Raw genomic sequence first — 23,689 nt, forward strand, 5'->3', positions numbered from 1 at the left:
CTTTTTTTTGCCCGTCGGCCCGAGAACAGGAGAGAAGCATGACTAACCCGCTCTATAAAAAACACATCATTTCCATCAATGATCTCAGTCGTGAAGAACTTGAACTGGTGCTGGCAACCGCGGCAAAGCTAAAAGCTAATCCACAGCCGGAGTTGCTGAAGCACAAAGTTATCGCCAGTTGCTTCTTTGAAGCGTCGACCCGAACCCGCCTCTCGTTTGAAACCTCCATTCACCGTCTGGGCGCGTCCGTGGTGGGTTTCTCCGACAGCAGCAACACTTCGCTGGGCAAGAAAGGTGAGACGCTGGCGGATACCATCTCCGTCATCAGTACCTACGTGGACGCCATTGTGATGCGCCACCCGCAGGAAGGCGCGGCTCGCCTGGCCACCGAGTTTTCCGGTGAGATCCCGGTGCTGAACGCCGGTGACGGCGCGAACCAGCACCCGACCCAAACCCTGCTGGATTTATTCACCATTCAGGAAACTCAGGGCCGCCTGGAGAACCTGAATATCGCCATGGTCGGCGACCTGAAATATGGCCGCACCGTGCATTCGCTGGCCCAGGCGCTGGCGAAGTTCAACGGCAACCGCTTCTATTTCATCGCGCCAACTGCCCTGGCGATGCCGCAGTACATTCTCGACATGCTGGATGAAAAAGGCATTGCCTGGAGCCGCCACGAGTCTATCGACGAAGTGGTGGGCGAGCTGGACATTCTGTATATGACCCGCGTGCAGAAAGAGCGTCTGGATCCGTCTGAGTACGCCAACGTTAAGGCGCAGTTTATCCTGCGCGCCGCCGACCTGGCCGGCGCACGCGGCAACATGAAGGTGCTGCACCCGCTGCCGCGCGTGGATGAGATCACCACCGACGTAGACAGCACGCCGCATGCCTGGTACTTCCAGCAGGCCGGGAACGGTATTTTTGCTCGCCAGGCGCTGCTGGCGCTGGTGTTGAATCGCGAACTGGTTTAAGTGAGAGGACAAGAAGATGACGCACGATAATAAATTACAGGTTGAGGCCATCAAGCGCGGCACCGTTATCGACCACATTCCGGCTCAGGTTGGCTTTAAGCTGCTGACCCTGTTCCAGCTGACCGAAACCGACCAGCGTATTACCATCGGCCTGAATTTGCCGTCCCGTGAGCTGGGCCGCAAAGATCTGATCAAAATTGAAAATACTTTCCTGACCGACGAGCAGGTGAATCAGCTGGCGCTGTACGCTCCGCACGCCACGGTGAACCGCATCGACGAATACGAAGTGGTGGGCAAAAGCACCCCAAGCCTGCCGGATCGCATCGAGAAAGTGCTGCTGTGCCCGAACACCAACTGCATCAGCCACAACGAGCCGGTGGCTTCTTCGTTCGCCGTGAAGCAGCGCGCCGACGATATCAGCCTGAAGTGCAAGTATTGCGAGAAAGAGTTCGCTCGCCACGTGGTTCTGGTAGATTAACGACCACTAATGACAAGCAATTTCCCGTCCCTATAATGGGCGGAGTTTATATCCAATACTAAGGAGAAAGTATGTCACGTACGCTTAGCACGGAAAATGCACCGGCCGCTATCGGTCCTTATGTTCAGGGTGTCGATCTCGGGAGCATGATCATCACTTCCGGGCAGATCCCGGTTAACCCAAAAACCGGCGAAGTGCCGGAAGATGTAGCCGCTCAGGCTCGTCAGTCCCTGGAAAACGTGAAGGCTATCGTTGAGTCCGCGGGCCTGAAAGTGGGCGACATCGTGAAAACCACGGTGTTTGTGAAAGATCTGAATGATTTCGCGACCGTGAACGCCACCTACGAAGCTTTCTTCAATGAACATAATGCGACCTTCCCGGCTCGCTCCTGCGTTGAAGTGGCTCGTCTGCCGAAAGACGTAAAAATCGAAATCGAAGCTATCGCCGTTCGTCGCTAGTTCGCCGCCGCGCTTTGCTTCTGGCCCCGCTTTCACGGGGCCATTTCTTTCTTACTTCACGGCAGCCCGCAGCAGTTTCTCCAGCGGATACACCGCCGCAATCACCACTTCATCACGAGTCTGCGCCGCAGCATCCAGCTGAGCCTGAATGGCCTTCAGCTCGTCATCGCTGAGCGAACCTTGCTTCGCCACCAAATCCGTCAGCCTTAAGCCCAGCCCGGCGAGCTTGTCCACGTCTTCAGCAACCGGCTTGAGCGGTTTTAGCACGTAGTTGCCGTCGATCAGCGCCAATACATCCGGGGTGTTGTTCTGCCAGCGAGTGAAGATATGGCGCAACGCTTCCGCACTGTTCCCGTCTTCCCTGTCGGCAATCAGTTTGTCCACCCAACCGTTAATCGCCCTGACCTGCCCACTTTCGGCCCCAAGCGCATCGGCAAAGCGGTTCAGCGGCTCAAAGTGGTTGTAATTCCCGGCCTGGAATTTCAGATGCTGGCGCGTGTAGTACTGCGCCGGCTCAATGGCCTGGGCGAGGATTTGCAGAGGCATGATCTCCGGTGTACCTGCGAGGCGAGTGAGCTGTGTAACGGACTCGGTATGCTGACGCAGGCCAACGGAGACCGTGGACCAGGCATCAATGACCTGCATACGCTGGTACATATTGTCCACGTCTGTGACGTCTTTAGCCGACCACAGCCGCTCGGCTACGGCAAAAGTCCGCGGCCAGAGCTTGATATCCAGCAGCGGGGAGATCACGTTTTCCGCCCACAGCGCCGCTTCGCCGCCGAGGATATTGCTCATCTGCGCTTCGGTTGGGACCACAGGCTGTTTGCCATCCGGGATGCCCTCGAGCTTCTGCCCGGTCGCCGGATAGCGCACGTTGCCCACCAGGAAGTAGCCATTAAGCTTGTCGTTTTCCAGCGTGACTACCGGGCGCGTTTCCCCCATCCAGGTGTCTACCGTAAAGGTTACCTGAGTTGGGTTCAGCCATTTTACGTCATGAACTGCACGGCGGGATTTGCCCTTGAAGTCGATGAATCCGCGCCAGCCGCCGTCACTTTTCACCAGCGTAAAACTGCCTTCTACCGCACTGCCTTTCAGGCGAGGCATGCTGAAGAACCAGCTCTGTGCGCTGTCGGCCTCGCGGATGTGATCCACCCCGTTTAGCCCAACCGGCAGGACTTCATTGCGGTAGTGGTAGGCGGTGGACTGCGGCTGATCGAGGTAAAAGCCCGTGGACAGAATGCCTTTGTAGCCGTTGGCCGCAATCGCCCCCAGCGAATCCTGCCCCTGCCAGGACTGGATCAAAATGTTCTTCGGCAGATCCGGGTGATAAATCTCATCCCAGCCCATCATCTGGCGCTTATGTTTCTCGAGGATCTTCTCCAGCCGCTGGTTGAAGTACGTTTGCAGCGCATGAGAGTCCGCCAGGTTGTGCTGCTTCATAAATTGCTGGATGGCGGCGTTTTCTTTCCACTGCTTGTCATCCACCTCATCACCGCCGATATGCAAGTAACTGTCCGGGAAAATGGCTGTAACTTCGCCAATCAGCGTATCAACAAATTTGTAGGCCGCTTCGTTTGCCGGGTTTAGCAGCGGCTTCAGAACGCCCCAGTTGCGCTCCATTTGGTAAGGCCCCGGCGCGCTCATCAGCTCCGGGTAAGCGACAGCCAGCGCGGAACCGTGGCCCGGCAGGTCGATTTCCGGCACCACGCGAATGCCCAGCGAGGTGGCATAGCGTACCACCTGTTTCATTTGCGCCTGAGTGTAGAACTGCCCGTCGCTCGCCAGCTGCTGCAGCTTTGGATAATGCGTCGACGCAAAGCGCCAGCCCTGATCGTCCGTCAGGTGCCAGTGGAAGACGTTCAGCTTGGCGGCGGCCATCCCGTCCAACTGACGGAGAATGTCGTTCACCGGCATAAAGTGGCGAGCCGAATCAAGCAGCAGCCCGCGCCACGGGAAACGCGGGACATCTTTGATTTCGACATAAGGAATCGACGTGTTTTGCGGGCCATTTTGAATCAGCTGCAGCAAGGTCTCCATGCCGCGCATTGCCCCAAATCGCGTGTTAGCAGTGAGCTTCACGCCGTCCGCCGTCACGCTTAAGGCATAACTTTCGTCACTGTCAGCTTTAGGCAGTGGATCAACGGGTTGTTTAATTTGAATAGCAATCGTGGGTTTGGCCGGCTGTGCAGCCGCAGGCTGAAGCTGCCAGCCGGTTTGCAGGCTGATGCGCTGCCGCCAGCGGTCAATAGCCCCTTCGAGCTTGTCGCCGCTAATGGCAATAGACACGGCGTTAGTCAGCGGCAGGCTGCCCTGCGTGGCCGGGAGTTCGACCTGCTGCGGCCAGGGCATTAGCGGGAGATCCCCTGCGGGAGCGGCCTGCGCCTGGCAGGCAACGGCGATACCTGCGGCCAGCAGGCTGAAACGAAGCGATTTGAACATGGATAATCCTTTCACGTGACGGGCCAGAAAACAGCAAAAACAATCTGTTATCACGCGAAGGATTTTTCAGCAAGGCGGCGGCGAGACGTGGATCACATCTCGCCAATATTTGGATTACTGCCAGCCGTAACGGCGGCTATAGAAACCTTTTACCGCCTGAGTCAGCATCATGTAGCCTGCCAGGATGATCACCAGCAGCGGGAAGTAGCTCAGCGGCAGCGCCTGCAGGTGGAGATACTCCGCCAGCGGGGAGAACGGCAGCGCAATCCCGAGCGCCATCACCAGCAGCGTCATCACCATCAGCGGCCAGGCCGGACGGCTTTGCAGGAACGGAATGCGACGGGTACGGATCATGTGCACAATCAGCGTCTGCGACAGCAGGCCTTCCACGAACCAGCCGGACTGGAACAGCGTTTGCGCTTCCGGGGAATTGGCTTTGAAAATCCACCACATCACGCCGAAGGTCACGATATCGAAGATGGAGCTGAGCGGCCCGAAGAACACCATAAAGCGGCCCAGGTCGGCCGGATTCCAGCGCTGCGGCTGCTTGATTTGCTCATCATCGACGTTATCAAACGGGATCGCGACCTGCGAGACATCGTACATCAGGTTCTGAATCAGTAAGTGGATCGGCAGCATCGGCAGGAACGGCAGGAAGGCACTGGCCACCAGCACGCTGAAGACGTTGCCGAAGTTGGAGCTGGCGGTCATTTTGATGTACTTGAGCATGTTGGCGAAGGTACGACGGCCTTCAATCACGCCCTCTTCCAGCACCATCAGGCTTTTTTCCAGCAGGATGATGTCGGCAGCTTCACGGGCGATATCCACCGCGCCATCAACGGAAATACCGATATCCGCCGCACGTAACGCTGGAGCATCGTTGATGCCGTCGCCCATAAAGCCAACCACATGGCCTTCACCGCGCAGCAGGCGAACGATACGCTCTTTGTGCATCGGCGTCAGGCGGGCAAACAGCGTGGTTTGCAGCGCCACACGAGCCAGCTCGTCATCGCTCATCTCTTCGATGTCGCTGCCGATAATCAGGTCGCCGACTTCCAGACCGACTTCACGGCATACTTTCGCCGCGACCAGTTCGCTGTCGCCGGTCAGGATTTTCACCGCGATGCCGCTGGCTTTCAGCGCTTTTAACGCCGGAGCGGTGGTTTCTTTCGGCGGATCGAGGAAGGCAATGTAGCCTTCGAGGATCAGGTCGGACTCATCCACGCGGCTGTAGTCTGCGCTGCGGGCTGGCAGGAATTTGGTGGCAACGGCAACCACGCGCAGACCCTGGCTGTTTAGCGAGTCGGTTACGCTGCGAATGCGCGCCAGCATCCCTTCACTGAGCGGCACAATTTCGTCCCCGTGGCGCACGTGGGTACAGACGTTGAGGATCTCCTGCAGCGCGCCTTTGCAGATTAGCTGATGCACGTCGGCCTGCTCGGAGACCACAACCGACATGCGGCGACGGTCAAAGTCGAAAGGAATTTCATCTATTTTGTGCCAGCGGGCAACCGCCGTGCGGGCGTGATCGGCATCGACGCCTTCCAGTACCGCCACGTCGAGCAGATTTTTCAGGCCGGTTTGATAGTGGCTGTTCAGCCAGGCGGTATGCAGCACGCGATCGCTTTGCTCACCGAAGATATCGGTGTGGGTTTCCAGCACGATGCGGTCCTGGGTCAGGGTGCCGGTTTTATCGGTACACAGGATGTCCATCGCGCCAAAGTTCTGGATAGCATCCAGGTGTTTCACAATGACTTTTTGCTTCGACAGTTTGACCGCCCCGCGCGCCAGCGTGGAGGTCACAATCATAGGCAGCATTTCCGGCGTCAGGCCGACGGCAACGGAGAGCGAGAACAGCGCCGCTTCCCACCAGTCGCCCTTGGTGAAGCCGTTAATCAGCAGGACCACCGGCACCATCACCAGCATAAAGCGGATCAGCAGCCAGCTTACGCGGCTGATCCCGCGCTGGAAGGCGTTAGGTTCGCTTTCCTGCTGGGTGACACGCCCGGCAAGCTGGCCGAACCAGGTGTTGCCGCCGGTGGCGATAATCATCGCCAGCGCGGTGCCGCTCACCACGTTGGTACCCATAAAGCAGAGGTTGTCGCACTCCAGCGGGTTGTGCTGGTCATGTTGGCGGCTGACGGCAACTTTCTCGACCGGCAGAGATTCCCCGGTCAGCGACGCCTGGCCAACAAACAGGTCACGCGCCTGAATCACGCGCAGATCCGCCGGGATCATGTCACCTGCGGCAAGCTTAACGATATCCCCCGGCACCAGTTGGTCCAGCGGAACTTCGACATAAGCATATTCACCCTGTTCGTTGATCACACGCAGCACGGTCGCAGTGTTGCTAACCATCGCCTTCAGCGCATCCGCCGCGCGGGTGGAGCGGGTTTCCTGGATGAAGTTCAGCAGCGTGGAAATGACCACCATCAGCGCGATGACGCTGGCGCCAAACAGATCATCTTCCGTTGCGTAGGAGAAAATCCCCAGCGCCGTCAGCAGCAGGTTGAACGGGTTGCGGTAACAAACCCAGAGATGCACAAACCACGGCGCGGGCTGCTGCGCCGGGATCTGGTTCAGACCGTGGGTTTCACGCGCCTTTTCGACTTCGCGAGCGTCCAGCCCTTCCGGGTGGCTGCCAAACTCAACGTAGAGCTGCTCTTCGCTGGCGGCGGCATATTTCAGGCAGGCCTGGGTCAGCGTCGCCGGAATATCGGCGGCCTTCGCCACCACTTTCCCGTCAGGCATAGGATCGCGCTGCACCAGGCGGCGCGGCAGATGGCGGCTCAGCTGGGACATCAGCTGGCGTGTGAGGTTTTTGAATTGCATAAACGTCCTTAGCACCGTCTTGAGCGGTACCTAAGTTTCCTGCAGGCGCAACAAAGCTGCATCAGGCAGGAGAGCATCAACAAGCAGGGACGTAAAAGAGAGCGGTCGTCACTGCCTTACAAAACCGGTAAGGCAGCGGGCGTTAACCTGTGGCTTACCGGAAAATTCCTGTTACTTCAGGGTGAGGACTGGGATCGGGTTCCATGTCATCTCCGGTAGCGTTGAAAGAAAAATAGCATTACGCCTTCTGGCATAATGAGAATGCCAGGTATACTACGCCCGTAAAACTAAACCGTCTGTAAACCAGATTTTGCCCATATCGGGAACGGGATAGCGCGTTAAAACTTTACTCCTGATAAGTATATTCTAAATAATCCGGATTACAGGTTGGTGGCAAACGAGTGACAATCACCGCATTCGTGTCCCAAAGGGAACAGGGCTAGCCGCCATTGCCTAACCAGCCAATTTGCACCGTGACCGCCAGGGAAAAGAACAACCATGCAAAGTCGCCTTACCATCAAAGATATTGCCCGCCTGAGCGGCGTGGGGAAATCTACCGTTTCTCGCGTATTGAACAATGAAAGCGGCGTCAGCGCCCGCACGCGGGAACGGGTTGAAGCGGTAATGCAGCAGCATGAGTTTTCCCCCTCCCGCTCGGCGCGCGCGATGCGGGGCCAAAGCGATAAAGTCGTCGCCATTATCGTGACCCGCCTGGACTCCCTGTCGGAAAATCTGGCGGTGCAAACCATGCTGCCTTGCCTTTACGAGCAGGGCTACGATCCGATCATGATGGAAAGCCAGTTCTCACCAGAGATGGTTGAGGAGCATCTTGGCATGCTGCGCCGCCGCAACATCGACGGCGTGATTCTGTTTGGCTTCACCGGCATCAACGAGAAAGTGCTGCAGCCATGGCGTTCCACGCTGGTGCTGATGGCGCGAGACGCCAGCGGCTTCGCTTCGGTGTGTTATGACGATGAAGGCTCTATTCACATCCTGATGTCCACGCTTTATCAGCAGGGTCACCGGGACATCAGCTTCCTTGGCGTACCGCACGGCGACGTCACCACCGGTTACCGCCGCCACCAGGCGTATCTCGCTTTTTGCCGTGACCACGATATCGTTCCAAATGCCGCCCTGCCCGGCCTTGCCATGAAGCAGGGCTACGAGCATGTGGTTGAAGTTCTGACCCCGAAAACCACCGCCCTGCTTTGCGCCACTGACACCCTGGCGCTGGGCGCAAGCAAATATCTCCAGCAGCAAAACCGCAGCGATATTCAACTGGCGAGCGTGGGGAACACGCCGCTGATGAAATTCTTGCATCCTGAAATCATTACCGTTGACCCAGGCTACGCCGAAGCCGGTCGCGCCGCGGCTTTGCAACTGATCGGGCAGATTTCTCAGGGCCAACAGCTGCGGCAAATCGTCATCCCTAGTCACCTGCAATAAAACCGCCCCTGATCGGGATTTTGTGATCTTCGCCCGGTTTCGGGAACGTTCCCATTTTCGCAAAATAGAAACCTGGCTACCCTTACAACAGGTCATTACCTCCTACCCAGGGTGTTACTTATGAGCAAAGTAAAACAACAAGACATCGACAAACTGATCGAACTGGTTGGCGGGCGCGAGAATATCGCCACCGTCAGCCACTGCATTACCCGACTGCGTTTTGTGCTGAACCATCCCGAAAATGCCCATCCTAAAGAGATCGAAAATCTGCCCATGGTGAAAGGCTGCTTTACCAATGCCGGCCAGTTCCAGGTGGTTATCGGTACCGATGTGGATGATTACTACAAAGCGCTGATCGCCACGACCGGGCTGGACTCCGCCGACAAGGAGCAGGCCAAAACGGCGGCGCGTCAAAACATGAAATGGCACGAGCAGCTGATCTCCCACTTCGCAGAGATCTTCTTCCCGCTGCTGCCTGCGCTGATCAGCGGAGGCCTGATCCTCGGTTTCCGTAACGTCATTGGCGACCTGCCGATGAGCAACGGGGAAACCCTTGCCCAGATGTACCCGGCGCTGAAAACCGTCTATGACTTCCTGTGGCTGATTGGCGAGGCGATCTTCTTCTATCTGCCGGTGGGCATTTGCTGGTCTGCGGTGAAGAAAATGGGCGGCACGCCGATCCTCGGCATCGTGCTGGGCGTTACGCTGGTCTCCCCGCAGCTGATGAACGCCTACGAACTGGGCACCAAGATCCCGGAAGTGTGGAACTTCGGCTGGTTTACTATTGAGAAAGTCGGTTACCAGGCGCAGGTTATCCCGGCGCTGCTGGCCGGTCTGGCGCTCGGCTTCATCGAAACTCGGATGAAGCGTATCGTGCCGGATTATCTTTATCTGGTTATCGTGCCGGTTTGCTCGCTGATCCTGGCTGTTTTCCTGGCGCACACCGTCATCGGGCCGTTTGGCCGTATGATCGGCGACGGCGTGGCGTTCGCGGTTCGCCACCTGATGACCGGCAGCTTCGCCCCTATCGGCGCCGCGCTGTTTGGTTTCCTGTATGCACCATTGGTGATTACCGGCGTTCACCAGACCACGCTGGCCATCGACATGCAGATGATCCAGAGCCTGGGCGGGACACCGGTTTGGCCGCTGATTGCGTTGTCTAACATCGCGCAGGCTTCTGCGGTTGTCGGCATCATTATCTGTAGCCGCAAGCAGAATGAACGTGAAATCTCCGTCCCGGCGGCCATTTCTGCCTACCTCGGCGTCACCGAACCGGCTATGTACGGGATCAACCTGAAGTACCACTTCCCGATGTTGTGCGCGATGGTCGGTTCCGGCCTGGCTGGCCTGCTGTGCGGCCTGAACGGCGTGATGGCGAACGGGATTGGCGTCGGCGGTCTGCCGGGCATCCTGTCCATTCAGCCTAAGTTCTGGGGCGTCTACGCCATTGCAATTGTTATCGCGGTGATTGTGCCGATTATCCTGACCTCCATCGTCTACAAGCGTAAATTCCGCCAGGGCACGCTGCTGGTGGTGTAGTGAGATAGACCGGGGGCAGAAATGCCCCCTTTTCGTCAGAGCAAAGTGACTTTTTCTCGCTTTGTGGGTTATCAGCTGAAAATCAGCCCGTTGATTTTCCTTGTTTATTTTTGATGGCACTTACGGTTCTTTCTACTGCCAGAAGTTTGTCATCAGTTTATGGGGCAATTCCGCCCCTTCAGCTAGCAGGAACTCGCTATGAATATCACTCCTCCGTGGTGGCAGAACGGCGTCATCTACCAGATTTACCCGAAGAGTTTCCAGGACACGACCGGCAGCGGGACCGGCGATCTGAAGGGCGTGATTCAGCGTCTGGATTACCTCAAAACGCTGGGTGTAGATGCCATTTGGCTGACGCCGTTTTATGTGTCGCCTCAGATAGATAACGGCTACGACGTCGCTGACTACTGCGCGATAGATCCGACCTACGGCACGCTGGAAGATTTTGATTTGCTGGTGGCCGAAGCCCACCAGCGCGGTATTCGTCTGGTGCTCGATATGGTGTTTAACCACACCTCCACGGAGCACGACTGGTTCAAGCAGGCGCAGGATAAACACAGCCCGTACCGCGAGTTCTATATCTGGCGCGACGGCACGCCGGATATTCTGCCGAATAACTGGCGTTCGAAGTTTGGCGGCAACGCCTGGCAGTGGCAGGCGGAAACCGGGCAATACTATCTGCATCTTTTCGCGCCTGAGCAGGCAGACCTTAACTGGGAAAACCCGACGGTTCGCGCCGAGCTGAAGCAGGTTTGCGAGTTCTGGGCCAACCGCGGCGTAGACGGCCTGCGCCTCGACGTAATTAACCTGGTGTCAAAAGACCAGACGTTCCCGAATGACGTGCACGGCGGGGATGGGCGTCGTTTTTACACCGATGGCCCACGGGTTCACGAGTACCTGCGGGAATTCAGCCGCGATGCCTTTAAGCCGCTCGGCCTGATGACCGTCGGCGAGATGTCCTCCACCTCGCTGGATAACTGCCAGAAATATGGCGCTCTCGACGGCAGCGAGCTGTCGATGACCTTTAACTTCCATCACCTCAAGGTGGATTATCCTGGCGGTGAGAAATGGACGCTGGCAAAACCTGACTACGTGGAGCTGAAGTCAATCTTCAACCACTGGCAGCAGGGTATGCACAACGTGGCATGGAACGCGTTGTTCTGGTGTAACCACGACCAGCCGCGCATAGTTTCCCGTTTTGGTCACGAAGGCGAGCTGCGAACCACCTCCGCGAAGATGCTGGCGATGGTGCTGCACGGCATGCAAGGCACGCCGTACATCTATCAGGGGGAAGAGATTGGGATGACCAATCCGCATTTCTCCAGCATCGATCAGTACCGCGACGTGGAAAGCCTGAATATGTTTGCCGAGCTGCGAACCCTTGGACGCGACAGCAACACGCTGATGGCTATTCTTGCCAGTAAGTCACGCGACAACAGCCGCACGCCGATGCAGTGGGATGCGGGCAGTAATGCCGGCTTTAGCGAAGGCACGCCGTGGATTGGCCTGTGCGATAACTACCAGACGGTCAACGCCGCAGCGGCGCTGGAGGACAAAGAGTCGGTCTTCTATACCTACCAGCAGTTGATCAAGCTGCGTAAGGCCGAGCCGGTGCTGACCTGGGGGAATTATCAGGATCTGCTGCCGGAGCACCCGCTGGTGTGGAGCTACAGCCGCCAACATGAAGGCCAGACGGTGGTAGTTGCCGCAAACCTTAGCGCAGAGGCGCAATGGCTGCAGCTGGAAGGGCACGAAGGTGAATGGGAAGTACTGATGAGTAACTACGCTGATGCCGCCCCTAAACCTGCGGAGATGAGCCTGAGGCCGTTTGAGGCGGTGTACTGGATTAAGCGTTAGTCTGATTACTGACAACCCCCAATGTCGCTTCTGACCCTCACCCTACCCCTCTCCCTGAAAGGGAGAGGGAATAGATTGAGTACTGCTTTACCCCGTTGTTTGCCCCCTCGCCCCTTTGGGGAGAGGGCCGGGGTGAGGGGAAATCACCCTTTTAGCGCCTGAACCCGGCTCAGCCAGCCGTTAACGCCTTCGTCGATCAGCGCTTCCGTAATCGTATTCGCCCCCTGAATAAGCGCAGGTGCCTGCCAGATCATACCGGTCTTATTCGCCATCGCGTGGAACGGCAGCAGCAACTCTTCCACCGTGTAGCGGTTAGCACCTTCTGCACGATAAGCCTCCGCCTGGCCGCCCGTCGACGTCATGACCATCAGCTTTTTGCCGTGCAGCGCGGTCCCGTTAGTCCCGTAGGCAAAGCCAAAGGTTAGCACCTGATCCTGCCAGTCTTTGAGGATCGCCGGGGAGCTGTACCACCAGAACGGGAACATCAGCACAATCGCGTCATGTTCCACCAGCAGCGCCTGTTCACGCTCAACGTCAATCTGATGATCCGGGTACTCACGCTTAAGTTCGTGCACGGTGACGCCTGCGATGCTTTTCAGGGCCGTAACGCCGGCGCGGTTAATACGGGATTCTTCAGGGGCACGATGTGCCGCCAGCACTAATATTTTATTCATCTTTCAGACCTCATTTTTGGGATGAGGCTATCTTTTCAGATGACAGGGCTTACCTGTAGTCCATAACATGGCACATCTGTTTCAACCAAAGGTTACAAGTATGATGCTTTCCGCTGACGTTCATCGGCTCATTCCCGCTTTTCTGGCGGCGGCAGACTGCCAGAGTTTTTCCGAGGCAGCTCGTCAGCTGGGTATTACGCCCGCGGCGGTGAGCAAAAGCATACGTCAGCTTGAACTGCGGCTGGGCATCATGCTCTTTGTGCGCAATACGCACTTTGTGGTGCTGACTGAAGAAGGGACTGCGCTGCGTGAAGAGGTTGCTCCGCTGTGGCAGGCGCTGAACCAGGCGCTGGTTAATCCGGGGGCGGAACCTTCGGGGCTGCTGCGCGTCAGCGTGATCCCTGGCTTTGGCCGCCACTGCCTGATGCCGATCCTGGCCGAATTCCAGCGGCGCTATCCGCTGATTCGCTTTGAGATGTCGATGGAAGCCCGCAGCGTCAACCTCATTGGCGAGCGCATTGACGTGGCCATCGGCCACCGCACGGTAAGAGATAACCGCGTGGTGGCGCGCGAGCTGTATACCTCGAAAATGATTACGGCGGCGTCACCGGCCTATTTAGCTCAACACGGAACGCCACAAACGCCAGAAGATCTCGCGAAGCATCGCTGCCTCATCCACCGCAACTCCGGCACCGGGCGCCTTCAGCAATGGATGAATAACGAAACGCTGTTTGATGAGCCTTCAGCCTGGTTTATCTCCACCTCGCCGGATTCTCTGATGGATGCCGCGCTGTCCGGCATGGGGATCGTTTATCTCGCCGACTGGTATCTCACCCGTCCCATCACCGAAGGCAAGTTAGTGCCGATTTTGCAGGGTTCAGCCCCCGAGCCGCAGCAGCTCTGGGTGAAGTATGCCGGAGGAAAAATCCCGCCAAAGACTCGGGTGTTTGTAGAATATTTATACGAAAAATTAATCGGATAATTTCCCTCCCATAGACAACGCCCGCCGTTTCTACCGCCCCCGATTTACTTTGTTCTGAATCAATAAAATCGCAAACATGTTTGATGCAAATCACTATATATAGAACTTAGAATGCACCCCGGCCCTACATGTTGTATTCATCGACTATTATAACGACAACGCCCTCAGGATAAGCTTGGGGATTATCTGTGGATAAAAAGGGCCAACTTTCGGGAAATTTTGACAGGACAACTGGCTACGAGCTCCCGGAGATCCCCCTACATTTGTGGATAACCTAAAAATAAACGGAGAAATCATGACACCGCATGTGATGAAAAGAGACGGGTGCAAGGTACCTTTCACTTCAGAGCGCATCAGAGAAGCCATTCTGCGTGCAGCTAAAGCAGCGGGAGTCGATGACGCGGACTATTGCGCCACCGTCGCAGATATCGTCAGTCAGCAGATGGCCGGTCGCAGCCAGGTCGACATCGGCGAGATCCAGGTCGCCGTGGAAAACCAGCTCATGGCCGGAAACTACAAGCAGCTGGCGCGCGCCTATATTGAGTATCGCCATGACCGCGATATTGAGCGCGAGAAGCGTGGCCGCCTGAACCAGGAAATTCGTGGCCTGGTTGAGCAGACTAATTCCGCCCTGCTCAACGAGAACGCTAACAAAGACAGTAAAGTGATCCCCACTCAGCGCGACCTGCTGGCCGGGATCGTCGCCAAGCACTATGCCAAGCAGCACCTGCTGCCGCGCGACGTGGTGCTCGCGCACGAGCGCGGCGATATTCACTATCACGATCTCGACTACTCTCCGTTTTTCCCGATGTTCAACTGCATGCTTATCGATCTCAAAGGTATGCTGACCCACGGCTTTAAAATGGGTAACGCCGAGATCGAACCGCCAAAATCCATTTCTACCGCAACGGCGGTTACCGCGCAGATCATCGCCCAGGTTGCCAGCCATATTTACGGCGGAACCACCATCAACCGCATCGACGAAGTGCTGGCCCCGTTTGTGACCGAAAGCTTTAACAAGCACCGTAAAATTGCTGAAGAGTGGCAGATCCCCGACGCGGAGGGATATGCTCACTCCCGCACCGAGAAGGAGTGCTACGACGCCTTCCAGTCCCTTGAATACGAAGTGAATACCCTGCATACCGCCAACGGGCAGACGCCGTTTGTCACCTTTGGTTTTGGCCTCGGTACCCGTTGGGAATCACGCCTGATCCAGACTTCGATTCTGCGCAACCGCATCGCCGGCCTGGGTAAAAATCGCAAGACCGCGGTGTTCCCAAAACTGGTCTTTGCGATCCAGGACGGTCTGAACCATAAGTTCGGCGACGCCAACTACGACATTAAGCAACTGGCACTGGAATGCGCGTCCAAACGCATGTACCCGGACATTCTTAATTACGATCAGGTGGTGAAAGTCACCGGCTCGTTTAAAACGCCAATGGGCTGCCGCAGCTTCCTCGGCGTATACGAAGAAAACGGCGAGCAGATCCACGACGGGCGTAACAACCTCGGCGTGATCAGCCTGAACCTGCCGCGCATTGCGCTGGAAGCCAAAGGGGATGAAGCCACCTTCTGGAAATTGCTGGACGAACGCTTACTGCTGGCGCGTAAAGCGCTGATGACCCGCATTGCCCGCCTGGAAGGCGTCAAAGCCCGAGTGGCCCCGATCCTCTATATGGAAGGCGCCTGCGGCGTGCGCCTGAAGGCCGACGACGACGTGTCTGAGATCTTTAAAAATGGCCGGGCGTCCATTTCCCTGGGCTACATCGGCATCCACGAAACGGTGAACGCCCTGTTCGGTAATCAGCACGTGTATGACAGCGAAGCCCTGCGTAAGAAAGCTGTTGCTATCGTGGCTCGTCTGCGCGAAGCCACCGACAGCTGGAAGGCAGAAACCGGCTACGGCTTTAGCCTCTACAGCACGCCAAGTGAGAACCTGTGCGACCGCTTCTGTCGTCTGGATACCGCTGAGTTCGGCGTCGTGCCTGGCGTTACCGACAAAGGCTACTACACCAACAGCTTCCACCTCGACGTGGAGAAAAAGGTGAATCCTTACGACAAAATCGATTTCGAAGCACCTTACCCACCTCTGGCTAACGGCGGCTTCATTTGCTACGGCGAGTACCCGAACATCCAGCACAACCTGCGGGCGCTGGAAGATGTGTGGGATTACAGCTACAAGCACGTGCCTTACTACGGCACCAATACGCCAATCGATGAATGCTACGAGTGCGGCTACACCGGCGAGTTCGAATGTACCAGCAAGGGCTTTACCTGCCCGAAATGCGGTAACCACGATGCGGCGCGCGTGTCGGTTACCCGCCGCGTATGCGGTTATCTCGGCAGCCCGGACGCACGTCCGTTTAACGCCGGCAAGCAGGAAGAAGTTAAGCGCCGCGTGAAGCACCTGGGCAACGGGCAGATCGGTTAAGCCATAAAGCGAACTCCCCTCACCCTAACCCTCTCCCCTAAGGGGAGAGGGAACAGTCTGTGTAAATACTTACGCCGCGCGCTAGTTTTCTCCCTCTCCTGTGACAGAGGGCCGGGGTGAGTGAGACAGCTATGGCGTCAATTGAGATGCGAAAATGAATTATCACCAGTACTACCCCGTCGACATCGTCAATGGCCCCGGCACTCGCTGCACGCTGTTTGTCTCAGGCTGCGTGCATGAATGCCCCGGCTGCTACAACAAAAGCACCTGGCGCGTAAATTCGGGCATGCCGTTTACCGCAGAAATGGCCGATCGCATTATTACCGACCTGAACGACACCCGCGTTAAGCGCCAGGGAATCTCGCTTTCGGGCGGCGATCCGCTGCATCCGCAGAACGTGCCCGAGATTCTAAAGCTGGTGCAGCGCGTGCGTGCCGAATGCCCGGGCAAGGACATCTGGGTGTGGACGGGATATAAGATCGATGAACTGAACGCCGCACAGCAGGAAGTGGTAGCGTTAATCAACGTGCTGGTGGACGGTAAGTTTGTTCAGGATTTAAAAGATCCGGCGCTTATCTGGCGAGGCAGCAGTAACCAGGTCGTTCATCATCTGCGTTAAATCAGGCTTCCCGATAGCAGGCGGGGAGCTTCACTGCAGCATATCATAGCGGTGTACGTTTCCCCATTCACACATCATATCCAACACCGGGATCAGCGACTTACCACGCTCTGAAAGGCTGTACTCTACCTTGGGTGGAATTTGCGGATATTCGTTCCGGATAATCAACCCGTCATTCTCCAGCTCTTTCAGCGTCAGGCTCAGGGTTCTGAACGAAATAGTCTCAATGCTGCGCTTGAGCTCGTTGAAGCGAATCACCGGCTTATGCTCAGCCAGCGCATAGAGAATGATCATTTTATATTTCCCATTCACCAGCGACAGCGTGTAGGCAAAGCCCGTGTCGCCCATAAATGCGCAAGAATCCGGCACAGCCTTTTCGCTCATAACACTATCCTTTGGTATAGTACATATCAACAATGACAGTATTGTACTTTAATTTAAAGCTCCCTATGATGCAAACATCAAACAAACGATAATGGACAGCGACCTCAAGAGGAATTAACCATGAAGACGTTAATTGTTGTTATTCATCCGAATATTAATGAGTCTAAAATTAATAAGCGTTGGATAAGTGAATTAGAAAATCATCCAGCGTTATATACCGTCCACAATCTTTATCAGGCTTATCCAGATGGCGTTATTGATGTGGAAAGGGAGCAGAAACTGATTGAACAACACGATAAAATTATTCTGCAATTTCCGCTGTACTGGTTTAACAGCCCACCGTTGTTAAAGCAGTGGCTGGATGAGGTCTTTACCTATGGCTGGGCCTACGGCTCTACCAGCGGGCATAAGCTCAGAGGCCGTAAGTTCGCACTGGCAGTGAGTGCCGGCATCAAAGAGGAGGATTTTTCCCCTGACGGCCGCTATCAGCATTCGTTACAGGAAATACTTCTGCCGTTTGAAATGACCGCGAAATATGTCGAAGCGGATTATCAGCCTTTCTACGCATTTTATGGCGCCGAATATGAAGTTTCCGCCCAGCAACTGGAAAGCAGTGCTAAAGGATATATTGATTACCTGCAGTCCTTTTAATATTTAGCCTTTAACACCTGACAGTTATCTTCTCAATAGTTTATTGAGCGGCATGCCTTTGCTATTAAAAAGCCACGTAATAATGTGGCTTTTATTTACAAAACCAACGTAAATAATGCCACATAAGCTCTCTGGAATAATTACTCCACGGCATAGTACTGAGCGCGTTCTCGTAGTTCGGCAGAATTAACAATCGTTACTCCTTCCCGAACGGGGTTGAACGCTTCAAAAAGCAGGGCTTTTGCCACGTCCAACGATTCAATGGCTTTGAGATTGCCGGGCAGCATTTTAAAAATCGGCAGCATGACGACTTCGTTTAAGCGACGGGTTTGGCGATGTCCCAGCAGCATTGAGGGGCGGGCAATAGTCAGACGCGGCCAGGTTTGCGCTATCAGCGTATCTTCCATTTCCCCCTTCACGCGGTTGTAGAAGAACGGCGAGCGGCTGTTCGCGCCCAGCGCGCTGACCACCAGCATCTGTTTTGCCCCAAGCCGCTGGCCCGTAAGAGCGGCGTCAACGACAAGTGTGTAATCGACCAGGATAAACGCCTCTTTGCTGCCGGCCTCACGAAGTGTTGTACCCAGGCAGCAAAAGACCGTATCAACCGGTTCCGTGACCTGCGCGAACGCGTCTGACAGCTGTGGATCGTGTGGATTAACAACCTTGTTCAGCGCTACCGGCAGCGGACGGCGGGTGGGTGCCACAATCGAGGTAACGCGCGAGTCCTGACTAAGCAGGCGGAGTAAATGGCCGCCCACAAGCCCCGTGGCGCCGACGATCAGAACACGACTCATACTGCCTCCTGAGAATGAATTTACTCGTCACGTAGCCAGTGTAGCTTTTTCCCGAAGCCGAGCGTGTTGTCCGTCATTTTTAGCTCATCGAGCCGAATTTCCCACATCGGGGCCGACATGACTTTGGCTATCGGGAAACGCTTCAGGTAGCGAATACGAAAGTCAGCCGCTTCTTCTGCCGCCAGCAGACGAATTTCCCCCCGGAACTGTACGCCCCGGATAAGCGCCACGGTTTTGGGCTGGCCGTTTATCGTCCCGGCGACCGGGGCCTGCTCCCCAATCAGCTCACCGTGGCGGGATGAAGTCTCGCTCAACAGATAAAAGGCCACGCGTTCAGGGTCGAAAATGTAAAACGCGTTCGCGCACCAAAGCGAGTGCCCACTGCCCACGCAGTAGCTGAGAACATGTTGTTTTGTCAGCCAGCGGCTGATGGCATTGAGTGATTCCATCGTCATCCTGAACAGTGTTACTCTGCGACAAATGTTAATTATGCGCCCGCCCTATGACTCCCTGGTATCTCTATTTAATTCGCTGCCCCGATAACCGCCTTTATACCGGCATCACCACCGACGTAGCTCGCCGCTTTGCCCAGCATCAGTCAGGGAAAGGAGCCAAGGCGCTGCGCGGCAAGGGGGAGCTGGATCTGGTATTTAGTCAGGTGGTGGGCAACCGGTCGCTGGCGCTGCGGGCCGAATACCGAATTAAACAGTTGAGCAAGGCCGAGAAAGAGCGGCTGGTAGTGGGCAAGGTAGCCCTTGAAGACCTGCTGACAAGCCTTCAAGGGGAAACTCGCTAAACGGTGTTGAAGTGGTCAGAATATTCTACCAGGCCACTGACGCCGTTCAGGGCATCATCCGCCAACGGATGAACCTGGAATGCCGCTTCGGTGCCAGGCCAGCGGCAGCGCAGATCGTAACGGGCCGCAGGCTGGAAGCCAAGATGACCATACATCTCCGGCGAACCCAGCGTGACCACGGCGGCATAGCCAAACTCATTCAGAGAATCCAGCCCTTCGTATACCAGCTGTTTGGCAATGCCCTGCCCGCGAACCGACTCATCCACCGCCAGCGGTGCAAGCCCCACCCACTGCAGCTCTTCGCCTTCTACAGCGACCGGGCTGAAGGCCACGTAGCCAATCACCAGCCCTTCATCGTCGGTGGCGACGAGACCCAGCGTTAACAGCCCGTCTTCCCGCAGTGCTTTCACCAGCTCAGCTTCACCCTCACCTTCAAAGGAACGGCGCAGCAGCGCGTCGATGCCGGGTGCATCAATGGGAATTTCTACACGAATTAACATGGCTCACCTATCGAATTACCTTCAGGGCGGCGTTGTGTTTCAAACCCGCCTCAACAAAATCAGCCAGCTGTAATAGCAGGATGCGCAGCGGTTTAGGCATGGCATCCAGCTCAATGGCATCCATTAGATTCTTCACATATAACCCGAGTTCCGTGTCGCCTTCAATGACCAGACGACGCTGGAAAAACAGGGTATCAGGATCCTGCTTGCGAGCGGCGATCAGCAACAGATCGTTGGCCTCAGCGCTAAAGCTCACATCTGCAGGTGCATCGTCGCACACCAGCAGCTTATTGTCCTCAACGGAAGTAAACCACTTCAGGCCCAGATCGCGTACTTCAATACTTAGCCAGCGGCCTGCCAGAAAGTCCAGCTCGCCATCCTGCAGCGCCTGACGGAACTGCCAGCCCAGCACCTGCTCCAGGACCTGACGCTTAACGGCAAAAGGGGTTAGCTTGACCGGAACCCGCAGCAAAGAAGGACCAGCCTGAACCAGGCGAGAACGCAGTTTATCGAACACGGGTTTAACTCCTTTAAAAGATTTGTCGCTATTTTGCCATAACGACAATTCCCGATGGCGCGCCAAATCAACAATTCCGCAGGTTGCTGAGGGGCCGAATTGGCGGCGGCGACACTAAGCAATACGCCTTTCTCTGCCCCAAATCAAAAATTGTCGCCGACAGGTTAACTAAAATCCCGGTTCGTTAACAATTATGCTGCCCGTCCCTGTGCAGCGCGGGCACGTATTCATGCCCCCTATGATTCAGGATAAAATATGGAGTTGCTTTGCCCGGCCGGAAACCTTCCGGCGTTGAAAGCGGCCATCGATAACGGTGCAGATGCGGTGTACATCGGCCTGAAAGATGATACCAATGCGCGTCATTTTGCTGGTCTTAATTTCACCGAGAAAAAGCTGCAGGAAGCCGTCAGCTACGTGCATCTTCGCGGCCGTAAGCTGCATATTGCCATCAATACTTTTGCCCACCCGGACGGCTACTCCCGCTGGCAGCGGGCGGTTGATATGGCCGCCCAACTGGGTGCCGATGCGCTGATCCTGGCAGATTTAGCCATGCTGGAATATGCCGCTGAGCGCTATCCACACATCGAGCGCCATGTATCGGTGCAGGCTTCGGCCACCAATGAAGAAGCGATCCGGTTTTATCATCGCCACTTCGATGTTGCCCGCGTGGTGCTCCCGCGCGTGCTTTCTATTCATCAGGTCAAACAGCTCGCTCGCGTCACGCCGGTGCCGCTGGAAGTCTTCGCTTTTGGCAGCCTGTGCATTATGGCGGAAGGGCGTTGCTATCTTTCGTCTTACCTTACCGGCGAGTCGCCCAATACCGTGGGTGCCTGCTCCCCCGCTCGCTTTGTACGCTGGCAACAGACGTCCCAGGGGCTGGAGTCCCGTCTCAACGACGTGCTGATTGACCGCTATCAAGACGGCGAAAATGCGGGCTATCCCACCCTCTGCAAAGGGCGTTATCTGGTTGACGACAGGCCTTACCACGCGCTGGAAGAACCCACCAGCCTTAACACGCTCGAACTGCTGCCGGAGCTGCTCGCCGCCAATATTGCGTCGGTGAAAATCGAGGGCCGCCAGCGCAGTCCGGCTTATGTGACTCAGGTGGCAAAAGTCTGGCGCCAGGCTATCGATCGCTGTATGGCCGATCCCAAAGGCTACCAGGCCCAACCTACCTGGATGGAGACCCTGGGATCTATGGCCGAAGGCACGCAAACAACGCTTGGTGCCTATCACCGCAAATGGCAGTAGGGAAAAGCATGAAATATTCATTAGGGCCGGTGCTTTACTATTGGCCAAAAGAGACGCTGGAAAAGTTTTATCAGGCCGCGGCGAAAAGCCGGGCCGATGTGATTTACCTGGGTGAAGCGGTATGCAGCAAGCGCCGGGCAACCAAAGTTGGCGACTGGCTGGATATGGCGAAAATGCTCGCAGGCCAGGGCAAGCAGGTGGTGCTTTCCACGCTGGCGCTGGTGCAGGCTCCGTCAGAATTGGGGGAACTGAAGCGCTATGTAGAAAACGGCGACTTTCTGATTGAAGCCAATGATATCGGCAGCGTGAATATGGCCGCCGAGCGCAAACTGCCGTTTGTCGCCGGGCATGCGCTCAACTGCTATAACGCCGTGACGCTGCGCCTGTTATTAAAACAGGGCATGACGCGCTGGTGTATGCCGGTCGAGCTTTCCCGCGACTGGTTAGCCAATATGCTCAACCAGTGCGATGAGCTCGGCATTCGTGACAAATTCGAAGTGGAAGTGCTGAGCTATGGCCATCTGCCGCTGGCTTATTCCGCCCGCTGCTTTACCGCCCGCTCCGAAGACCGCGCCAAGGACGAATGCGAAACGTGCTGCATTAAGTACCCCAATGGCCGGGATATGCGCTCTCAGGAGCAGCAACAGGTCTTTGTGCTGAACGGCATTCAGACCATGAGCGGCTATGTCTATAACCTCGGCAATGAGCTGACGTCGATGAAAGGGCTGGTGGATATTGTTCGTCTGTCCCCCATGGGCTTAGGGACGCTGGATATTTTGAACGCCTTCCGCGCTAATGAGAACGGTAGCGCACCGCTGCCGCTGGCCAACCGCAGCGACTGTAACGGCTACTGGCGACGCGTCGCCGGGCTGGAGCTTCGGGCCTGATAATAGCTCACTTTGTTAACAAATTTGGTCATCGTTTAATGCACTATTAAAAGTGCAGCTTTTCTGGCCGGCGCGGTATTCCTGCGCCAGGCTGGAAGAAGACCTTCAATCTGATGACTACGCTGTAACTAAAGTGAGCGGTTATGACTGACAAAAATGTTGCTTTCTCGGTGCTGGATTTAGCGCCGATCCCTCAAGGCTCCTCGGCGCAGGAGGCTTTTTCCCACTCTCTGGATCTCGCCCGGTTGGCCGAAAAACGCGGCTACCATCGCTACTGGCTGGCGGAACATCACAATATGGTCGGTATTGCCAGCGCGGCAACCTCGGTGCTGATTGGTTACCTGGCCGCGAATACCACCACGCTGCATTTAGGTTCCGGCGGTGTGATGCTGCCGAACCATTCACCGCTGGTGATTGCCGAGCAGTTCGGTACCCTCAATGCGATTTATCCGGGGCGTATCGATCTCGGACTTGGTCGTGCGCCGGGCAGCGATCAGCCGACCATGAGGGCGCTGCGACGCCATATGAGCGGCGACGTGGATAACTTCCCCCGGGATGTTGCTGAGCTGGTGGACTGGTTTGATGCCCGCGATCCGAACCCGCATGTACGCCCCGTGCCGGGTTATGGCGAAAAGGTACCGGTCTGGCTATTAGGCTCCAGCCTGTACGGTGCTCAACTAGCGGCACAGCTGGGCCTGCCGTTTGCTTTTGCCTCGCACTTTGCGCCAGATATGCTGTTCCGGGCGCTGCAGCTCTACCGTGAAAACTTCAAGCCGTCCGAGCGGCTGGCAAAACCTTACGCGATGGTCTGCATCAATATCGTGGCGGCAGACAGCACCCGCGATGCCGAGTTCCTGTTTACTTCCATGCAGCAGGCTTTTGTTCGCCTCCGTCGCGGTGAAACCGGGCAGCTTCCACCACCGGTGGAGAATATGCACCAGCTTTGGTCTGCCTCTGAGCAATATGGGGTTCAGCAGGCACTGAGCATGTCTCTGGTGGGGGATAAAGCGAAGGTGCGCCACGGCCTGGAGTCCGTTCTGCGCGAAACTGAAGCGGATGAAATTATGGTTAACGGCCAGATTTTCGATCACCAGGCGCGCTTACATTCGTTCGATTTGGCCATGCAGGTGAAAGAAGAGCTTTTAGGCTAACGTGGTGTGGGGCCCTCTCAGCTCGGAGG

The 23,689-nt window shown here is 56.2% G+C and carries 21 protein-coding genes and 1 pseudogene; 14 read left to right on the forward strand and 8 right to left on the reverse strand.

Going from position 1 to position 23,689, the window contains the following annotated elements:
* Positions 1 to 38 precede the first annotated feature (38 nt).
* The 3 genes from pyrB to ridA all read left to right on the forward strand — a co-directional run bounded on the left by pyrB (position 39) and on the right by ridA (position 1,907).
* Complete coding sequence (pyrB, locus tag WFN87_RS11755; RefSeq protein WP_166995050.1) at positions 39 to 971, forward strand: aspartate carbamoyltransferase; 933 nt, start codon at positions 39 to 41, stop codon at positions 969 to 971.
* Positions 972 to 987: 16 nt separating this feature from the next.
* The gene (gene pyrI, locus WFN87_RS11760) at positions 988 to 1,449 is read left to right on the forward strand and encodes an aspartate carbamoyltransferase regulatory subunit (protein ID WP_008454720.1); all 462 of its coding nucleotides are present in this window, start codon (positions 988 to 990) and stop codon (positions 1,447 to 1,449) included.
* 71 nt (positions 1,450 to 1,520) lie between these two features.
* The gene (ridA, locus tag WFN87_RS11765; protein ID WP_008454721.1) at positions 1,521 to 1,907 is read left to right on the forward strand and encodes a 2-iminobutanoate/2-iminopropanoate deaminase; all 387 of its coding nucleotides are present in this window, start codon (positions 1,521 to 1,523) and stop codon (positions 1,905 to 1,907) included.
* Between the two features lie 51 nt (positions 1,908 to 1,958).
* Here ridA and WFN87_RS11770 read toward each other — a convergent pair whose 3' ends face one another.
* Positions 1,959 to 4,349, reverse strand: coding sequence for a beta-N-acetylhexosaminidase (locus WFN87_RS11770; RefSeq protein WP_336982916.1), 2,391 nt, complete (start codon positions 4,347 to 4,349; stop codon positions 1,959 to 1,961).
* 114 nt (positions 4,350 to 4,463) lie between these two features.
* On the reverse strand, positions 4,464 to 7,181 hold the full coding sequence (gene mgtA / locus WFN87_RS11775; RefSeq protein WP_166995046.1) for a magnesium-translocating P-type ATPase: 2,718 nt from the start codon (positions 7,179 to 7,181) through the stop codon (positions 4,464 to 4,466).
* Between the two features lie 498 nt (positions 7,182 to 7,679).
* On the opposite strand from mgtA, the gene treR reads away from it, so the two are divergent.
* The 3 genes from treR (at position 7,680) to treC (ending at position 12,023) form a co-directional block, all read left to right on the forward strand.
* On the forward strand, positions 7,680 to 8,627 hold the full coding sequence (gene treR, locus WFN87_RS11780; RefSeq protein ID WP_008454725.1) for a trehalose operon repressor TreR: 948 nt from the start codon (positions 7,680 to 7,682) through the stop codon (positions 8,625 to 8,627).
* 120 nt (positions 8,628 to 8,747) lie between these two features.
* On the forward strand, positions 8,748 to 10,166 hold the full coding sequence (gene treB / locus WFN87_RS11785) for a PTS trehalose transporter subunit IIBC (protein WP_008454726.1): 1,419 nt from the start codon (positions 8,748 to 8,750) through the stop codon (positions 10,164 to 10,166).
* A 198-nt stretch (positions 10,167 to 10,364) separates the two neighbouring features.
* Positions 10,365 to 12,023, forward strand: a complete 1,659-nt coding sequence (gene treC, locus WFN87_RS11790; RefSeq protein WP_336982915.1) for an alpha,alpha-phosphotrehalase — start codon at positions 10,365 to 10,367, stop codon at positions 12,021 to 12,023.
* A 143-nt stretch (positions 12,024 to 12,166) separates the two neighbouring features.
* Here the strand turns inward: treC and WFN87_RS11795 are convergent, their stop codons facing one another.
* A complete protein-coding gene (locus WFN87_RS11795; protein ID WP_008454730.1) occupies positions 12,167 to 12,697 on the reverse strand; it encodes an NAD(P)H-dependent oxidoreductase in 531 nt (176 codons plus the stop codon).
* A 100-nt stretch (positions 12,698 to 12,797) separates the two neighbouring features.
* Here WFN87_RS11795 and WFN87_RS11800 point away from each other — a divergent pair, with 100 nt between their 5' ends.
* The 3 genes from WFN87_RS11800 to nrdG all read left to right on the forward strand — a co-directional run bounded on the left by WFN87_RS11800 (position 12,798) and on the right by nrdG (position 16,729).
* Positions 12,798 to 13,679, forward strand: coding sequence for a LysR family transcriptional regulator (locus WFN87_RS11800; RefSeq protein WP_336982914.1), 882 nt, complete (start codon positions 12,798 to 12,800; stop codon positions 13,677 to 13,679).
* 295 nt (positions 13,680 to 13,974) lie between these two features.
* The gene (gene nrdD / locus WFN87_RS11805) at positions 13,975 to 16,110 is read left to right on the forward strand and encodes an anaerobic ribonucleoside-triphosphate reductase (protein ID WP_008454740.1); all 2,136 of its coding nucleotides are present in this window, start codon (positions 13,975 to 13,977) and stop codon (positions 16,108 to 16,110) included.
* A 154-nt stretch (positions 16,111 to 16,264) separates the two neighbouring features.
* Positions 16,265 to 16,729, forward strand: coding sequence for an anaerobic ribonucleoside-triphosphate reductase-activating protein (nrdG, locus tag WFN87_RS11810; protein WP_166995040.1), 465 nt, complete (start codon positions 16,265 to 16,267; stop codon positions 16,727 to 16,729).
* Between the two features lie 30 nt (positions 16,730 to 16,759).
* Here the strand turns inward: nrdG and WFN87_RS11815 are convergent, their stop codons facing one another.
* On the reverse strand, positions 16,760 to 17,113 hold the full coding sequence (locus WFN87_RS11815; RefSeq protein ID WP_336982913.1) for a winged helix-turn-helix transcriptional regulator: 354 nt from the start codon (positions 17,111 to 17,113) through the stop codon (positions 16,760 to 16,762).
* Between the two features lie 120 nt (positions 17,114 to 17,233).
* Between WFN87_RS11815 and WFN87_RS11820 the strand changes: the two genes are divergently transcribed.
* On the forward strand, positions 17,234 to 17,764 hold the full coding sequence (locus tag WFN87_RS11820; RefSeq protein WP_336982912.1) for an NAD(P)H-dependent oxidoreductase: 531 nt from the start codon (positions 17,234 to 17,236) through the stop codon (positions 17,762 to 17,764).
* Positions 17,765 to 17,904: 140 nt separating this feature from the next.
* On the opposite strand, the gene WFN87_RS11825 is transcribed toward WFN87_RS11820, so the two are convergent.
* Together WFN87_RS11825 and WFN87_RS11830 are read right to left on the reverse strand one after the other, a co-directional pair.
* The gene (locus WFN87_RS11825; protein WP_008454746.1) at positions 17,905 to 18,558 is read right to left on the reverse strand and encodes an NAD(P)H-binding protein; all 654 of its coding nucleotides are present in this window, start codon (positions 18,556 to 18,558) and stop codon (positions 17,905 to 17,907) included.
* 20 nt (positions 18,559 to 18,578) lie between these two features.
* Positions 18,579 to 19,007 carry a YhbP family protein gene (locus WFN87_RS11830; protein WP_039298129.1) on the reverse strand — a complete coding sequence of 143 codons (429 nt, stop codon included), beginning with the start codon at positions 19,005 to 19,007 and terminating at the stop codon, positions 18,579 to 18,581.
* A 53-nt stretch (positions 19,008 to 19,060) separates the two neighbouring features.
* Between WFN87_RS11830 and WFN87_RS11835 the strand changes: the two genes are divergently transcribed.
* The gene (locus WFN87_RS11835) at positions 19,061 to 19,354 is read left to right on the forward strand and encodes a GIY-YIG nuclease family protein (protein WP_008454758.1); all 294 of its coding nucleotides are present in this window, start codon (positions 19,061 to 19,063) and stop codon (positions 19,352 to 19,354) included.
* Here WFN87_RS11835 and WFN87_RS11840 read toward each other — a convergent pair.
* Both WFN87_RS11840 and ubiT read right to left on the reverse strand, forming a co-directional pair.
* Positions 19,351 to 19,854, reverse strand: a complete 504-nt coding sequence (locus tag WFN87_RS11840; RefSeq protein WP_336982911.1) for a GNAT family N-acetyltransferase — start codon at positions 19,852 to 19,854, stop codon at positions 19,351 to 19,353. The two genes, WFN87_RS11835 and WFN87_RS11840, sit on opposite strands and share 4 nt — an antisense overlap.
* Positions 19,848 to 20,371, reverse strand: a pseudogene (gene ubiT, locus WFN87_RS11845) (ubiquinone anaerobic biosynthesis accessory factor UbiT). The gene WFN87_RS11840 and the pseudogene ubiT overlap by 7 nt, the downstream one beginning before the upstream one ends.
* Positions 20,372 to 20,626: 255 nt before the next feature.
* Here ubiT and ubiU point away from each other — a divergent pair.
* From ubiU to WFN87_RS11860, 3 genes are all read left to right on the forward strand, one after another.
* Complete coding sequence (gene ubiU / locus WFN87_RS11850; protein ID WP_008454763.1) at positions 20,627 to 21,622, forward strand: ubiquinone anaerobic biosynthesis protein UbiU; 996 nt, start codon at positions 20,627 to 20,629, stop codon at positions 21,620 to 21,622.
* A gap of 8 nt (positions 21,623 to 21,630) precedes the next feature.
* Entirely contained in the window at positions 21,631 to 22,509 is an 879-nt protein-coding gene (locus WFN87_RS11855) for a U32 family peptidase (RefSeq protein ID WP_442892771.1), read from the forward strand.
* A 143-nt stretch (positions 22,510 to 22,652) separates the two neighbouring features.
* Positions 22,653 to 23,660, forward strand: a complete 1,008-nt coding sequence (locus tag WFN87_RS11860; RefSeq protein ID WP_336982909.1) for a luciferase-like monooxygenase — start codon at positions 22,653 to 22,655, stop codon at positions 23,658 to 23,660.
* The last annotated feature ends 29 nt before the right edge of the window (positions 23,661 to 23,689 follow it).

This window comes from Cedecea sp. AS113, assembly GCF_037152415.1.
Lineage (GTDB): Bacteria > Pseudomonadota > Gammaproteobacteria > Enterobacterales > Enterobacteriaceae > Cedecea.